This window comes from Citrobacter sp. A316, from assembly GCF_002042945.1.
GTDB lineage: Bacteria > Pseudomonadota > Gammaproteobacteria > Enterobacterales > Enterobacteriaceae > Citrobacter > Citrobacter portucalensis.
Genome location: NZ_MVFZ01000002.1, coordinates 409,392 through 424,579, shown reverse-complemented (window position 1 = coordinate 424,579; position 15,188 = coordinate 409,392). Strand labels below are relative to the sequence as shown.

General features: G+C 55.0%; 14 protein-coding genes. 7 read left to right on the top strand and 7 right to left on the bottom strand.

All coding sequences use genetic code 11. The annotated features are described in order from the left end of the window. The first annotated feature begins 327 nt into the window (after nt 1-327). Nucleotides 328-780 carry a YhcH/YjgK/YiaL family protein gene (locus BZK41_RS04070; protein WP_079937263.1) on the top strand — a complete coding sequence of 151 codons (453 nt, stop codon included), beginning with the start codon at nt 328-330 and terminating at the stop codon, nt 778-780. Nucleotides 781-886: 106 nt separating this feature from the next. On the opposite strand, the gene argF is transcribed toward BZK41_RS04070, so the two are convergent. After that, the gene (argF, locus tag BZK41_RS04065; RefSeq protein WP_079937262.1) at nt 887-1,891 is read right to left on the bottom strand and encodes an ornithine carbamoyltransferase; all 1,005 of its coding nucleotides are present in this window, start codon (nt 1,889-1,891) and stop codon (nt 887-889) included. Between the two features lie 163 nt (nt 1,892-2,054). On the opposite strand from argF, the gene rraB reads away from it, so the two are divergent. The 3 genes from rraB to BZK41_RS04050 all read left to right on the top strand — a co-directional run bounded on the left by rraB (nt 2,055) and on the right by BZK41_RS04050 (nt 4,286). After that, a complete protein-coding gene (gene rraB / locus BZK41_RS04060) occupies nt 2,055-2,480 on the top strand; it encodes a ribonuclease E inhibitor RraB (RefSeq protein ID WP_003025845.1) in 426 nt (141 codons plus the stop codon). A gap of 51 nt (nt 2,481-2,531) precedes the next feature. Beyond that, the gene (gene miaE / locus BZK41_RS04055; protein WP_079937261.1) at nt 2,532-3,290 is read left to right on the top strand and encodes a tRNA isopentenyl-2-thiomethyl-A-37 hydroxylase MiaE; all 759 of its coding nucleotides are present in this window, start codon (nt 2,532-2,534) and stop codon (nt 3,288-3,290) included. A 165-nt stretch (nt 3,291-3,455) separates the two neighbouring features. Next, nucleotides 3,456-4,286 (top strand): topoisomerase II, encoded by an 831-nt coding sequence (locus BZK41_RS04050; protein WP_079937260.1) that lies wholly within the window; start codon nt 3,456-3,458, stop codon nt 4,284-4,286. A 26-nt stretch (nt 4,287-4,312) separates the two neighbouring features. On the opposite strand, the gene BZK41_RS04045 is transcribed toward BZK41_RS04050, so the two are convergent. The 4 genes from BZK41_RS04045 to pepA form a co-directional block, all read right to left on the bottom strand. Further along, the gene (locus tag BZK41_RS04045; protein WP_003025856.1) at nt 4,313-4,816 is read right to left on the bottom strand and encodes a GNAT family N-acetyltransferase; all 504 of its coding nucleotides are present in this window, start codon (nt 4,814-4,816) and stop codon (nt 4,313-4,315) included. A 206-nt stretch (nt 4,817-5,022) separates the two neighbouring features. Further along, on the bottom strand, nt 5,023-7,878 hold the full coding sequence (locus BZK41_RS04040; protein ID WP_008786064.1) for a valine--tRNA ligase: 2,856 nt from the start codon (nt 7,876-7,878) through the stop codon (nt 5,023-5,025). Then, nucleotides 7,878-8,321, bottom strand: coding sequence for a DNA polymerase III subunit chi (holC, locus tag BZK41_RS04035; RefSeq protein ID WP_079937259.1), 444 nt, complete (start codon nt 8,319-8,321; stop codon nt 7,878-7,880). The genes BZK41_RS04040 and holC overlap by 1 nt, the downstream gene beginning before the upstream one ends. Before the next feature lie 119 nt (nt 8,322-8,440). After that, the gene (gene pepA / locus BZK41_RS04030; RefSeq protein WP_003025870.1) at nt 8,441-9,952 is read right to left on the bottom strand and encodes a leucyl aminopeptidase; all 1,512 of its coding nucleotides are present in this window, start codon (nt 9,950-9,952) and stop codon (nt 8,441-8,443) included. Between the two features lie 153 nt (nt 9,953-10,105). On the opposite strand from pepA, the gene BZK41_RS27370 reads away from it, so the two are divergent. The 3 genes from BZK41_RS27370 to lptG all read left to right on the top strand — a co-directional run bounded on the left by BZK41_RS27370 (nt 10,106) and on the right by lptG (nt 12,401). Continuing rightward, nucleotides 10,106-10,156, top strand: a complete 51-nt coding sequence (locus BZK41_RS27370) for a hypothetical protein (protein WP_212723231.1) — start codon at nt 10,106-10,108, stop codon at nt 10,154-10,156. Between the two features lie 62 nt (nt 10,157-10,218). Continuing rightward, the gene (gene lptF, locus BZK41_RS04020; protein WP_043018253.1) at nt 10,219-11,319 is read left to right on the top strand and encodes an LPS export ABC transporter permease LptF; all 1,101 of its coding nucleotides are present in this window, start codon (nt 10,219-10,221) and stop codon (nt 11,317-11,319) included. After that, nucleotides 11,319-12,401 carry an LPS export ABC transporter permease LptG gene (gene lptG, locus BZK41_RS04015; protein WP_079937258.1) on the top strand — a complete coding sequence of 361 codons (1,083 nt, stop codon included), beginning with the start codon at nt 11,319-11,321 and terminating at the stop codon, nt 12,399-12,401. Before lptF ends, lptG begins: the two co-directional genes overlap by 1 nt. Nucleotides 12,402-12,438: 37 nt before the next feature. Here lptG and BZK41_RS04010 read toward each other — a convergent pair whose 3' ends face one another. Continuing rightward, entirely contained in the window at nt 12,439-13,941 is a 1,503-nt protein-coding gene (locus BZK41_RS04010; protein WP_079937271.1) for a helicase HerA-like C-terminal domain-containing protein, read from the bottom strand. Nucleotides 13,942-14,088: 147 nt separating this feature from the next. Beyond that, complete coding sequence (locus BZK41_RS04005; RefSeq protein WP_079937257.1) at nt 14,089-15,108, bottom strand: NAD(P)-dependent alcohol dehydrogenase; 1,020 nt, start codon at nt 15,106-15,108, stop codon at nt 14,089-14,091. Nucleotides 15,109-15,188: the final 80 nt, after the last annotated feature.

Sequence of the window (15,188 nt, the reverse complement as noted above, 5' to 3'; positions counted from 1 at the left end):
CTATAATTTTATTATTTGTACGGTAAAGTTTATTTCAAAATAAATATGACGATGGAGAAGAATAGCGAAGGAGATGTGAACTGTGAGCGACGGCTGGTTTTTCTAACAAAGCTTTTGATAACAGTGAGTTACTGATGTAGTCGGAAAAGGGTAGCCGAAAGTTATGCAGAGTTTATGCATAACCTGTTGCCGAGAGTTAGCAATTAATTAACATCATCAGCGATAAACATGCGTTGACGCAAAATATCGGCAAATAGCAGTGGTATGGCAACGCGTTTTTTCGTATAACAACCAAAATGAAACGATGTTTTAATTAAGGGGTTTGAGATGATTGTCGGCAATATTCACAACCTGGATGCCTGGCTGCCGGAAGAGCTGCGTCAGGCGATTGAACACATTAAAGCGCATGTGACGGATGCGACGGAAAAAGGTAAGCACGACATCGACGGCGATCGTCTGTTTTATCTGATTGCTGAAGATATGACGGAGCCGTTTGCACAGCGCCGCGCCGAGTATCACGAGCGCTATCTGGATATTCAGATCCTGCTCAAAGGCCAGGAAGGTATGACCTTCAGCACGCAGCCTGCGGGCGCGCCGGAAACTGACTGGTTGGCGGATAAAGATATCGCCTTTCTGCCGGAAGGGGTACAGGAGAAAACGGTGGTGCTGAACGAAGGTGATTTCGTGGTGTTTTATCCGGGCGAAGTGCATAAACCGTTGTGCGCGGTCGGTGCTCCAGCGCTGGTACGCAAAGCCGTGGTGAAAATGCGCGTGGCATAAGCGTATTTGCCGGGGGCGGCTTCGCCTTGCCCGGCCTACGGGAGCGTGGTTGTAGGCCGGATAAGATGCTTAGCATCGCCATCCGGCATTCTTTTCATCCATGCCCTTACTTCGCTAATGTCGCCACCATCACCGCTTTGATGGTGTGCATCCGGTTTTCCGCCTGATCAAATACGATGCTGGCGGATGATTCAAAGACCTCATCCGTCACTTCCATACCGCCGTGCAGACCATATTCCTGCGCCATTTGTTTGCCAAGCGTGGTTTGATCGTCATGAAACGCGGGCAGGCAGTGCAGGAATTTCACCTGCGGATTGCCGGTCAACGCCATCATCGCGCTATTAACCTGGTACTTACGCAGCAGCGCAATACGTTCGGCCCACTTCTCTTTTGCTTCGCCCATTGATACCCATACGTCGGTATAGATGAAGTCCGCGTCTTTCACGCCCGTGGCGACATCTTCGGTCAGCGTAATATTGCCGCCGTTTTTCTGTGCCAGCGCTTTGCACTCCGCAACCAGACTTTCCTCTGGCCAGCAGGCCTGCGGCGCGACCAGGCGCAGATCCAGCCCGGTTAACGCGGCGGCTTCCAGCATGGAATTGCCCATATTGTTACGGGCATCGCCGGTGTAGACCAGCGTCATCTCATTAAACGCTTTACCTGGCAGGTGTTCCTGCATAGTTAACAGATCCGCCAGCAGCTGAGTGGGATGAAACTCGTTGGTTAATCCGTTCCACACCGGAACTCCGGCATATTCCGCCAGCGTCTCGACAATCTCCTGGCCGTGGCCCCGATACTGAATACCGTCGTACATGCGGCCGAGCACGCGGGCGGTGTCTTTGATCGACTCTTTATGGCCAATCTGGCTGCCGCTTGGCCCAAGATACGTCACGCGCGCGCCCTGATCGTATGCGGCAACTTCGAAAGAGCAACGGGTACGGGTTGAGTCTTTTTCGAAGATGAGCGCGATGTTTTTACCGGTGAGCTTAGCGACTTCAGTGCCGTTTTTCTTATCCGCCTTCAGCTGTGCGGCGAGCTGGAGCAGTGACGTGAGTTCAGCAGAGGTGAAATCAAGCAGTTTCAAAAAATGTTTCTGATAAAACGCAGACATGGTTCCCTCACATGGCTTAGGCCATTTATTGAATTAAAATTCAATTTATAAGTATGTTTATTCATTTGCAACCTTGTTTAACAAATCTTTCCTGGAAAGGTGGAGGCAATGACAGCGGTATGTGACAATAAGAGTATCGGCAGGACATTATGAGGAACGAGCCATGGCAAACCCGGAACTACTGGAAGAGCAGCGTGAAGAAACACGCTTGATTATTGAAGAGTTACTCGAAGATGGCAGCGATCCAGACGCGCTGTACACCATCGAGCATCACCTTTCCGCGGATGACTTCGAAACCCTGGAAAAAGCGGCAGTAGAAGCCTTCAAGCTGGGTTATGAAGTGACCGAGCCGGAAGAGCTGGAAGTGGAAGAAGGCGACACGGTTATTTGCTGTGACATTCTGAGCGAATGTGCACTGAATGCGGAGTTGATCGATGCTCAGGTTGAGCAGCTGATGAACCTGGCAGAAAAATATGATGTGGAATACGACGGTTGGGGCACCTATTTTGAAGACCCGAACGGCGAAGAAGGCGAAGACGGCGACGATGAAGACCTCGTCGACGAAGATGATGACGGCGTGCGTCACTAAGTCATCTACTGACCTGCGGTAGCCCAGGCTGCCGCAGGCCAAGGACAACGTATGGATTACCTGCAAATACTCTCCCCGATCCACAATTTCCTGCACTGTAAAACGCCCCAGGCCTGGCTTGATAAAGCGCGAGACCCGGCGAATCTGCCTCTGTTATTGACCGATCACCTCGTCTGTGAGCTGAAAGCGGCGCAAACGGCGATGCTGCTGGTGCGTAAGTATGTCGCGGATAAACAGGGATCGCAGGCGCTGCTGGACTGGCTGAAACCCTATGAAGCGTTTGCTTTCAGAGAAGGGGATGAGCCGGATTTTATCGCGCTGAATAAACAGATAAGCAAAAGCGTGATGCCGCAAACCGACGACCCGTGGGGACGCAAGCTTATCGACAGCATGGTTTTGCTGATCAAAGAAGAGCTGCATCACTTCTGGCAGGTGCGTGAGGCGATGATGAGCCGCAATATTCCCTATATCAAGATTACCGCCAGCCGTTACGCCAAAGGCATGCTCAAAGAGGTACGCACCCACGAGCCGCTGACGTTAATCGATAAACTGATTTGCGGGGCTTACATTGAGGCGCGTTCCTGTGAACGGTTCGCCGCGCTGGCACCGTATCTGGATGACGATTTACAGGCGTTTTATCTGTCGCTGCTGCGATCCGAGGCGCGGCACTATCAGGATTACCTGGCGCTGGCGCAGCAGGTTTCAGCCGATGATATCAGTAGCCAGGTGCGGTTTTTTGGCGAAGTAGAAGCCGCGTTGATTACCTCTCCCGACGATGAATTCCGCTTCCACAGCGGCGTGCCAGCTTAGTTCCTTTCTTTGACGCGCGGTGCCTATCGCCGCGCGGTTTAATCCTTCCTGTTTCTGTTAGCAAAATCTGGTGGCTGGAAATCGCTCGCTGCTGCCGTAATAATCAAAACACACGAAGGGGAAATATATCCCTGTATCAGAGACGATTTAGCATAAGGATGGTTAATGAACTGGGCACACGTATTGTTGGCAGGTTATATCGGGGCGGTGATTGCTATCGTCGTCGGCATGTTTCGCAAAAAAGGCTGGCTGGGCAAGATCTCCGGCGCGGTGGTCTTTGTGGTGGCGATTATCGCGTGGAATCTGTTTGATGTGCACTACCTGATCCCACGCGAAAGCCCGGATTATGGTCTGACTGAAGAGCAGCAGTTTGAAAAGGCGATGCTCTCTAATCCGGCGTTTCAGGTAATTAAGGAGCAGGAACCTGAACTGACACAAAAAATTATCAGCCAGGCAGCGCAGATGAAGAAAGCAGGGAGTAGCGAACAGCAGGTTATCGACGCGATACAACCGCAAATTCTTCAGTTGCAAATGGCAAGATTGCAGCAGGCGCCAGATGCTAATGTCATTGAATATATGAAGATTAACCTTGAGCAGATCGCAGCTGTGGCCAAAATCGGTGATGACGAATGCTTCCGCTTTCTGTTTCCGGCGGTAAAAGGTGGAATTAATCCGGCACGTCTGGTTCCGCGTGAGATCATGGATCGTCGTATGGCGAGTGACATGAGCATGATGTATGCCTCTCACGGCCCGAAAAAACATACGGTCACGGCAGAAGAGAAACAGCTGGCGTTACAGGATCTGCAAGCAATAAGCCCTGGGCTGGTACAGCGTTATGGGCCGGATATTCAGATCATGGCCGATCCGACTAAAGCGATCGGCAAAGAGAAGATTGCCTGTGAGATAGTGCAGGATCTCTGGTCACAGGTGCTGAAGCTGCCAACCGCACGCGCGGCTGGTGTTATTAGACTGATGCTCTCAGCCGAGATGCAGTAACGCGGTTAAAGCCTCTCGGCATAAGGTCAGAGGGGCTTTAACATCCGCACTTCACAATCTACGTGCCCGGTACAGCCCAGCGCTTCGCTGATATGCTCAAAGCCTAAATGCTCATACAGGCGGATTGCCTCGGTCAGAAAAGCCGTGGTCTCCAGATAGCACTGCTTAAAACCCTGCTCGCGGGCATGTTCGAGCGCCATCAACGCCAGTTTTTTCGCCAGCCCCTGACCGCGCGCGCTCGACAGGAAGTACATCTTTTGCAGCTCGCAAATGTCCGGTTCACTACATCCTAACGGTGCAACACCACCGCCGCCCACGACTTCACCGTTTTGCTCAACCACCCAGTAGGCCGCGCCCGGCTGGCTGTAAACCTGGAATAATTCATCCAGATTAGGATCGGCAACGGTATAGCCTTTATCGGCGGTAAGCCCGTATTCAGCGGAAACTTTGCGGATAACGCGGGCAATTGCGGCGTTATCATCGGCAGAAATTCGACGCAGCGTTGCCGCGACGGAGGTAATGGCACTCATAGCGAACTCATGACATAAAAGTGAGACATATGCAGTTAATACCACTGCGGTAAGGGGAAGCGCAAGCGAGGATAATTCAATAAAAAGCCTCTGAGCATACGCGTCAGAGGCTTTATCGTCTGTGGTGTCGGATGCGCTACGCTTATCCGACCTACGTTGACGGTGCCTGTAGGCCGGATAAGCGTAGTGCTATCCGGCATAGGCGATTACAGCGCGGCGATGACCGCCTGCTGTTCAATCAGCTTCGCTTTGGCTTCTGCGTAACCGTCCAGCTTCTCACGCTCTTTGGCGATGACCGCTTCCGGTGCGCGGGCTACGAAACCTTCGTTGGAAAGTTTGCCTTCGATACGGGCAATCTCACCTTCGATTTTCGCCACTTCTTTCGCCAGACGCGCCAGCTCATCTTCTTTGTTGATGAGGCCAGCCATCGGGATCAGCAGTTCGGCGCCGTCGATGATTTTGGTCACGGAGACCGGACCTTTGTCATCGGCTGGCAGCACGGTGATGCTTTCCAGACGTGCCAGGTTCAGCAGGAAGCTGCGGTTGTCGTTCACGCGGCGCATCGCATCAGCGCTGCAACCACGCAGCAGCAGCTCCAGCGGTTTGCCCGGGGCGATGTTCATTTCTGCACGGATGTTACGTACGGCAACGATCGCCTGCTTCAGCCATTCGGTATCGGCCAGCGCCGCTTCATCAACCTGTGCGGCGTTATATTCCGGGAACGGCTGCAGCATGATGGTATCTGCAGTGTTGCCACAAATCACTTTCACGCGCTGCCAGATGGTTTCGGTGATGAACGGAATGATCGGGTGCGCCAGGCGCAGCAGACCTTCCAGCACGGTAACCAGCGTATTGCGGGTGCCGCGCAGTTCAGACTCGGAACCGCCGTTCATGACCGGCTTGGTCAGCTCCAGATACCAGTCGCAGAACTGGTTCCAGGTGAACTCGTACAGAATGCCCGCGGCGATGTCGAAGCGGAAGTTATCCAGCGCTTCGCGGTACGCTTTGATGGTCTGGTTGAATTCAGCGAGGATCCAGCGATCCGCCAGCGACAGGGTCATTTCGCCGCCGTTGAAGCCGCAATCCTGATCTTCGGTGTTCATCAGCACGAAGCGACTGGCGTTCCACAGCTTGTTACAGAAGTTACGGTAACCTTCCAGACGCTTCATGTCCCAGTTGATATCGCGACCGGTAGAGGCCAGCGCCGCCAGGGTGAAACGCAGGGCGTCGGTGCCGTGCGGCTCGATGCCGTCCGGGAACTGCTTCTCGGTACGCTTGGCAATCTTCTCAGCCAGCTGCGGCTGCATCATGTTGCCGGTACGTTTCTCAAGCAGTTCTGCCAGAGAGATACCGTCGACCATATCCAGCGGGTCAATCACGTTGCCCTTGGATTTGGACATCTTCTGACCTTCGTCGTCACGGATAAGACCGGTCATGTAGACGGTCTTGAACGGAACCTGCGGCTTGCCGTTTTCATCTTTGATGAAGTGCATGGTCATCATGATCATGCGGGCAATCCAGAAGAAGATGATGTCGAAGCCGGAAACCATCACGCTGGTTGGGTGGAACTGACGCAGCGCGTCGGTGTTTTCCGGCCAGCCCAGGGTAGAGAAGGTCCACAGCGCGGAGGAGAACCAGGTATCAAGAACGTCTTCGTCCTGACGCAGCGCAACGTCGGCGCCGAGGTTGTTCTCCTGACGCACTTCGTCTTCGGTACGGCCAACGTAGACGTTGCCGTCGTTGTCATACCATGCCGGGATACGGTGTCCCCACCACAGCTGACGGGAAATACACCAGTCCTGAATATCGCGCATCCAGGAGAAGTACATGTTTTCGTACTGCTTCGGTACGAACTGGATGTCGCCGTTCTCAACCGCTTCAACCGCCGGTTTTGCCAGCACGTCGGCACGGACGTACCACTGGTCGGTCAGCATCGGTTCGATAACCACGCCGCCACGGTCGCCGTAAGGTACGGTCAGGTCGTGCGGTTTAATTTCTTCCAGCAGGCCCAGCGCATCAACGGCGGCAACCACCGCTTTACGCGCGGCAAAGCGCTCCAGCTTCTGGAACTCGGCCGGGATTTCGTTGGAATAAACGTCGGATTCTTCGCCTTTGGTGTCGTACACTTCCGCGGTTTCACGGATGTCACCGTCAAAGGTCAGAATGTTGATCATCGGCAGGCCGTGACGTTTCCCAACTTCGTAGTCGTTAAAGTCGTGTGCCGGGGTGATCTTCACGCAGCCGGTGCCTTTTTCCATGTCGGCGTGTTCATCGCCAACGATCGGAATGCGGCGGTTGACCAGCGGCAGAACAACGAATTTGCCGATCAGATCTTTATAACGCGGATCTTCCGGGTTAACGGCTACGCCGGTATCACCCAGTACGGTTTCTGGACGGGTGGTAGCGACGACCAGGTAATCTTTACCGTCTGCGGTTTTCGCGCCGTCAGCCAGCGGATAGCGGATGTGCCACATGGAGCCTTTAGACTCGCGGTTTTCCACTTCCAGGTCAGAAATAGCGGTGCGCAGTTTCGGGTCCCAGTTGACCAGACGCTTGCCACGATAGATCAGATCTTCTTTGTACAGGCGAACAAAGACTTCTTTCACGGCATTGGAAAGACCTTCGTCCATAGTGAAGCGCTCGCGCTCCCAGTCAACAGAGTTGCCGAGACGGCGCATCTGACGGGTAATGGTGCCGCCGGATTCCGCTTTCCACTGCCAAATTTTGTCGATAAACGCTTCGCGACCGTAGTCGTGACGGGTTTTACCTTCTTCAGCGGCAATCTTACGCTCAACCACCATCTGGGTAGCGATACCCGCGTGGTCGGTACCGGCCTGCCACAGGGTGTTTTTACCCTGCATGCGCTGGTAGCGAATCATGGTATCCATGATGGTTTGCTGGAAAGCATGACCCATATGCAAACTGCCGGTGACGTTCGGCGGCGGGATCATGATGCAGAAGGACTCTTTGCTTTCATCGCCGTTAGGTTTGAAATAGCCCTGCTTTTCCCAGTGCTCGTAAAGCGGCTGTTCGATATCTTGTGGGTTGTATGTCTTTTCCATTATTTCCAGGTTGCCGTATTCAGGTTAAAACCAGCCACGCGGTAAGCTTTGTAGCGATCGCGTGCCGATTGTTTCAAAGAATCTTCGTAAGGAACGAAGTCTATCACTTCTGTGAAAGCGGTGGCAAAATCTGCAAAGCCAACGCGCAAACTGATGAGCAGGTCGCGCGGGCTGCTATTGCGTTTCTCCGGCCAGGCAATTTCTACCGGCGCGCCACCTCTGGGGCCTTCGCCCGCCAGATTGTGCGGAACAAAACTTTCTGCCGGTCTCGCCCACAGGGCTTCATCCAGTCGAAGAGCCTGCTTTTCGTTTTCACAGGCGATCAGCACGCGCTTGCCAGTCCGCCAACGTTCTGCGGCAATTTCACACACCAGTTGTTCAACGGCGCTGAGGCCGTCGATGGTGTTGTCATTGTCCAGAATATAGAACGTTGCGTTTCTCATGATATGGGGCTTCTTGTGGTGGATTTAAATGCAAAGCCGGGTGGCGCTATGCTTACCCGGCCTACGGTTGAGTGACGTTGTAGGCCGGGTAAGGCGAAGCCATCACCCGGCGTTTTACATCACTCTTCGCCGTTAAAACCGGCACGATTGAGCAGGAACTGCGACAGCAACGCGACCGGACGACCGGTTGCGCCTTTGGCTTTCCCTGAACGCCATGCGGTACCGGCGATATCCAGGTGCGCCCAGTTGTACTTACGGGTAAAGCGTGACAGGAAGCAGCCCGCGGTAATGGCACCGCCAGGACGTCCGCCGATGTTCGCCATATCCGCAAAGTTGGACTCTAACTGCTCCTGGTATTCATCACCCAGCGGCAAACGCCACGCGCGGTCGCCAGCCTGCTCGGACGCACCGATCAGCTCATGCGCCAGCGGGTTGTGGTTCGACATCAGGCCGGTGATGTGATGGCCCAGCGCAATTACGCACGCGCCGGTCAGGGTCGCAACGTCAATCACTGCTTCTGGCTCAAACCGCTCGACGTAAGTTAACACGTCGCACAGCACCAGACGGCCTTCGGCATCGGTATTGAGCACTTCAACGGTCTGACCAGACATGGTGGTCAGCACATCGCCTGGGCGATACGCGCGGCCACCCGGCATGTTTTCGCAACCCGCCAGTACGCCGACAACGTTGATGGGCAACTGAAGCTCGGCCACCATGCGCATCACGCCGTATACCGCTGCCGCTCCGCACATGTCGTATTTCATCTCATCCATGCCTTCGGCAGGTTTGATGGAGATACCGCCGGAGTCAAAGGTTAACCCTTTACCGACCAGCACAATCGGACGTGCGTCTTCGGACGGATTGCCTTTGTACTCGATGACCGACATCAGCGACTCATTCTGCGAGCCGTGACCGACGGCCAGATAAGAGTGCATGCCCAGCTCTTTCATCTGCTGCTCGCCGATCACGCGGGTCACAACATTTTTGCTGTAGCTGTCTGCCAGCTGGCGCGCCTGAGAGGCCAGGTAGGCGGCATTACAGATGTTCGGCGGCATGTTGCCAAGATCTTTGGCCGCTTTAATGCCGGCGGCGATTGCCAGACCGTGTTGGATCGCACGCTCACCGCTGGTCAGCTCTCGGCGGGTCGGCACATTGAAGACCATTTTACGCAGCGGGCGACGTGGCTCGCTTTTGTTGGTCTTCAGTTGATCAAAGCTGTACAGCGTTTCCTGTGCCGTCTCAACGGCCTGACGCACTTTCCAGTAGTTATTGCGCCCTTTGACGTGCAGCTCAGTCAGAAAGCAGACGGCTTCCATTGAGCCAGTATCATTCAGCGTATTGATGGTTTTCTGAATGACCTGCTTGTACTGGCGCTCATCAAGTTCGCGCTCTTTGCCACAACCAATGAGGAGAATTCGCTCAGACAGAACGTTAGGAACATGGTGCAGCAACAGGGTTTGACCCGGTTTGCCTTCCAGTTCGCCACGACGCAGCAGTGCGCTGATGTACCCGTCGCTGATCTTGTCGAGCTGCTCTGCAATCGGAGAGAGGCGGCGTGGTTCAAAGACACCCACGACGATGCACGCACTCCGCTGTTTCTCCGGGCTACCGCTTTTTACACTGAACTCCATGCACTACGCTCCTGAATCTTAAAGACAACGGCGGTGGCTACGGATAGAATTGCAAGCTTTCGTAACTCATACCCGCTGTTGCGGTGACTTCGTGTTAATCTTAACGTTATTACGGCATTGGCACGTCAGAACAATTTCTGAGAGGTGGATCCGTTGAGTATAATGATCTTAGCGACGATTTCGACGACTCAAGAGAATAAATGACGTTTAAGCCATGAAACAAGCTAAATTCCGGCAAAAGACGGGTTTTTACGGGCGTATTTAAAGTGATAATCATAAGATATCTGGTTCGGGAAACGCTCAAAAGCCAACTTGCGATCCTATTCATCCTGCTTTTGATCTTCTTTTGTCAAAAGTTGGTCAGGATCCTTGGTGCGGCTGTTGACGGTGATATCCCGGCAAATCTGGTGCTCTCGCTGCTGGGGCTGGGCGTGCCAGAAATGGCGCAACTTATCTTGCCCTTAAGCCTGTTCCTCGGGCTGTTGATGACGCTGGGCAAACTGTATACCGAAAGTGAAATTACGGTCATGCACGCCTGCGGGCTGAGCAAGGCAGTGCTGGTGAAAGCGGCGATGGTGCTGGCGCTGTTTACCAGTATTATTGCGGCGGTCAACGTGATGTGGGCCGGGCCGTGGTCCTCCAGACATCAGGACGAAGTCCTGGCGGAGGCGAAAGCGAACCCTGGTATGGCGGCGCTTGCTCAGGGGCAATTCCAGCAGGCGACCAACGGCGGTTCGGTGCTGTTTATCGAAAGCGTTGACGGCAGCAACTTCAAAGATGTGTTCCTTGCGCAAATCCGCCCGAAAGGTAACGCCCGTCCTTCGGTGGTGGTAGCGGATTCCGGACATCTTACTCAGACGCGCGATGGCTCTCAGATCGTGACGCTGAACCAGGGCACGCGCTTTGAAGGTACCGCGTTGCTGCGCGATTTCCGCATTACCGACTTCCAGGATTATCAGGCGATTATCGGTCATCAGGCCGTGGCGCTGGATCCAAACGATACCGACCAGATGAACATGCGTACGCTGTGGACGACCGACACCGATCGTGCCCGCGCGGAGCTGACCTGGCGTATCACGTTAGTATTCACCGTATTTATGATGGCGCTGATGGTCGTACCGCTGAGCGTGGTGAACCCGCGTCAGGGTCGCGTGCTGTCGATGCTGCCAGCAATGCTGCTCTATTTGCTGTTCTTCCTGGTTCAGACGTCGCTGAAGTCGAACGGCGGTAAAGGTAAGCTGGATCCGGTGTTCTGGATGTGGACGGTTAACCTGGCGTATCTGGCGCTGGCGATTGTGCTTAACCTCTGGGATACGGTGCCGATGCGCCGCTTGCGTGCCCGTTTTATGCGTAAAGGAGCGGTATAATGCAGCCTTTTGGTGTACTTGACCGCTATATCGGTAAAACCATTTTCACCACCATCATGATGACGCTGTTCATGCTGGTGTCGCTCTCCGGGATCATCAAGTTCGTTGACCAGCTGAAAAAAGCCGGGCAGGGGAGCTACGATGCGATGGGCGCCGGGCTGTATACCTTGCTCAGCGCGCCGAAAGATATCCAGATCTTCTTCCCGATGGCGGCGCTGTTGGGGGCATTGCTGGGGCTGGGCATGCTGGCCCAGCGCAGTGAACTGGTGGTGATGCAGGCTTCTGGCTTTACCCGTATGCAGGTGGCATTGTCGGTGATGAAAACCGCGATTCCGCTGGTGCTGCTGACGATGGCCATTGGCGAATGGGTGGCACCGCAGGGTGAACAGATGGCGCGTAACTACCGTGCGCAGCAGATGTACGGCGGCTCGCTGCTCTCTACCCAGCAGGGTTTGTGGGCGAAAGACGGTGACAGCTTTGTCTACATCGAGCGTGTGAAAGGCGAGGCCGAGCTGGGCGGGATTAGCATCTACTCGTTTAACGACAAGCGCCGTCTGCAGTCCGTTCGCTATGCCGCAAGCGCGACGTTTGACCCGGAGCAGAAGGTCTGGCGTCTGTCGCAGGTGGATGAATCCAACCTTACCAATCCGAAACAAATCACCGGCTCGCAAACGGTGAGCGGCACCTGGAAAACCAACCTGACGCCCGACAAGCTCGGCGTCGTGGCGTTGGATCCTGATGCGCTGTCGATTAGCGGTCTGCATAACTACGTGAAGTACCTGAAGTCGAGTGGCCAGGATGCCGGACGCTACCAGCTCAATATGTGGAGCAAAGTTTTCCAGCCGCTGTCCGTAGCGGTCATGATGCTGATGGCGTTGTCGTTTATCTTTGGTCCGCTGCGTAGCGTCCCGATGGGCGTGCGCGTGGTGACAGGGATTAGCTTCGGCTTTGTGTTCTATGTGCTGGACCAAATCTTTGGCCCGCTGACGCTGGTGTACGGCATTCCGCCGATTATCGGCGCGCTGCTGCCAAGCGCCAGCTTCTTCCTGCTTAGCCTGTGGCTGATGCTACGTAAGTCGTAATATCTCCCCCTCCTGCTGTGCGGGAGGGGGCTTTCTGTTAACGCTTTCTCCCGCCCATCAAACTCCCCAACATGCCGCGGATTATCTGATTGGTAACCTGTCGTGCCGCGCTTTTCGCCACGCTCTGCACCACGCCATCGCGCTTACCGCCGCGCGGCCCGGTGCTGCCAAACAGAATATCCTTCAACCCACCGAGAATACCGCCATCCACATCGACAGCTTTACCGTTGGCGGGAGGCGTATTTTGCTGCCCGGTACTGGCCTGCACACCTTGCTGTAAACGTTCATAGGCGGACTCTCGGTCGATATCTTCTTCATATTTGCCGTACAGCGAAGAGTGATTAATCAGCCCGTTGCGCTCGTCGTCCGTCACCGGTCCCATCCGTGAGCATGGCGCAATCACCATTGCTCGTTCAACCACCGATGGGCTGCCTTTAGCGTCCAGAAACGACACCAGCGCCTCGCCGGTGCCCAGCTCCTGAATGGCTTTTTCGGTATCAAATGCCGGGTTGGCGCGCATGGTTTGCGCCGCGCTTTTCACCGCTTTCTGATCTTTCGGCGTGAACGCGCGTAGGGCGTGCTGCACGCGGTTCCCCAACTGGCCGAGCACGTTGTCTGGAATATCCGACGGGTTTTGCGAGACGAACCACACGCCGACCCCTTTCGAGCGGATCAGACGGATCACCTGTTCGATTTTATCCAGTAGCACCTGCGGAGCATCGTTGAACAGCAGGTGCGCTTCATCGAAGAAGAACACCAGTTTGGGCTTCTCCAGATCGCCCGCTTCCGGCAACTGTTCGTACAGTTCGGAGAGCATCCACAGCAGGCTGGCGGCGTACAGTTTGGGCATCTGGTAGAGCTTCTCGGCGCTGAGGATATTAATCATCCCTTTGCCGCTGGCGTCGGTACGCATCCAGTCTTTGATATCCAGCATCGGTTCGCCAAAGAAGTGTGCCGCTCCCTGCTGCTCCAGCGACAGCAGTCCGCGCTGGATAGCCCCGACCGAGGCGCTACTGATATTGCCGTACTGATTCTGGAAGGATTTAGCGTTATCGCCAATGTACTGGGTGATAGCCCGCAGGTCTTTGAAATCGAGCAGCAACAGACCCTGGTCATCGGCAATACGGAAGATAATATCCAGCACGCCGGACTGCACGTCGTTGAGGTTCAGCAGACGGGCCAGCAGCAGCGGGCCGAGGTCAGATACCGTGGCTCTCACGGGATGACCTTTTTCGCCGAAGATATCCCACACCGTGACCGGATTAGCATGCGGTTGCCAGTCGGTAATGCCGATGTTTTTCAGGCGGGCGAGCAGCTTTTCAGAGGCTTGTCCTTCCTCGGCTACGCCGGTTAAGTCACCTTTCACATCGGCCATAAATACCGGCACGCCAATCTCGGACAGCGATTCGGCCAGCTTCTGTAACGTGACGGTTTTACCGGTCCCGGTCGCGCCGGTAATCAGCCCGTGACGATTGGCCATGCCTGGCAGTAAAAACAGTTCGGTGTCCGGCGTGCGGGCAATTAGCAGGGGTGCGCTCATTGAGATTTCCTCCATTTATCCTGCCTGGAGTATAGGCAACCGTGACGCACTCTTCACCGCTAAATTGCGGAGATTGTGAGGAGAATTTAACCTGTCTGGAATAGCGGGGAGAATAGCCGGGAAGCTTACGCTACCCGGCAAAGACGATCAGAAGTCGGCTTTAAGCACCACGCGGTAGCGGGCTTTGCCATCACGCACGTGCTGGATAGCTTCGTTAATTTGCGACATCGGGTACAGTTCGGTGGTGGGCGACACCTTGCTGCGTCCGGCAAACTTCATCAGCTTGCGCAGTTCGAACGGCGTACCGGTCGCCGAACCGGAGATGCTGCGATCGCCGGCAATTAAGGTGAACGCCGGAACCGACAGCGGCTTCAGCACCGCACCGACGGTATGGAAGTTACCGCCGTAGGCCAGCGCTTCAAAATAGGGCTGCCAGTCGAGATCGACGTTAACCGTGTTAATAATGAGATCGAACTGGCCCGCCAGCGCTTTTAGCGCATCCGGATCGCGGCTGTTGACCACCTTATCCGCCCCCATCGCCAGCACTTCCTGCTCTTTCGCCGGATTGGAGCTGAACGCGGTCACTTCGCAACCCATCGCGTGTAACAGCTTAATGGCGATATGCCCCAGGCCGCCGATGCCGATCACCCCGACGCGGCTGGTGGCGGTAATATGGTGCATCAGCAGCGGTTTGAACACCGTGATGCCGCCGCACAACAAAGGACCGGCCGCCGCCAGATCGATACTCTCCGGCAGCGGGATCACCCACTGCCAGTCGGCCCGCAGCTTCTCGGCAAAGCCACCGCGATTAAGAATCGTGGGCACGGACCCTTCCAGACAGTTAATCTGATTACCGCTGATACAGGCGTCGCAGTGCCCGCAGCTGCGCGCCGTCCAGCCAACGCCGACGCGCTGACCCACTTTCAGGCCCTTATCCTGCGCCGCGCTGCCGAGCGCCGCCACGCGACCAATCACCTCATGCCCGGCAACCAGCGGATACTGAGAGAATCCCCATTCGTTGTCGATCATCGACAAATCAGAATGGCAGATACCGCAGTAATCGACCTGGACTTCGACATCTTCCGGCTTAAGCTCGCCCGCATCATATTCATAGAGTTCGAGTTCGCTGCCCGCCGCTTTTGCAGCGTAGCTTTTTATCATCGACATCGTGTTTCCCTCAGTATGGTGTTGAACTGGAAGTGTAGAGCATGGGGAAACGGGACGCTTCGCAGAAGGGGGGATTAAGA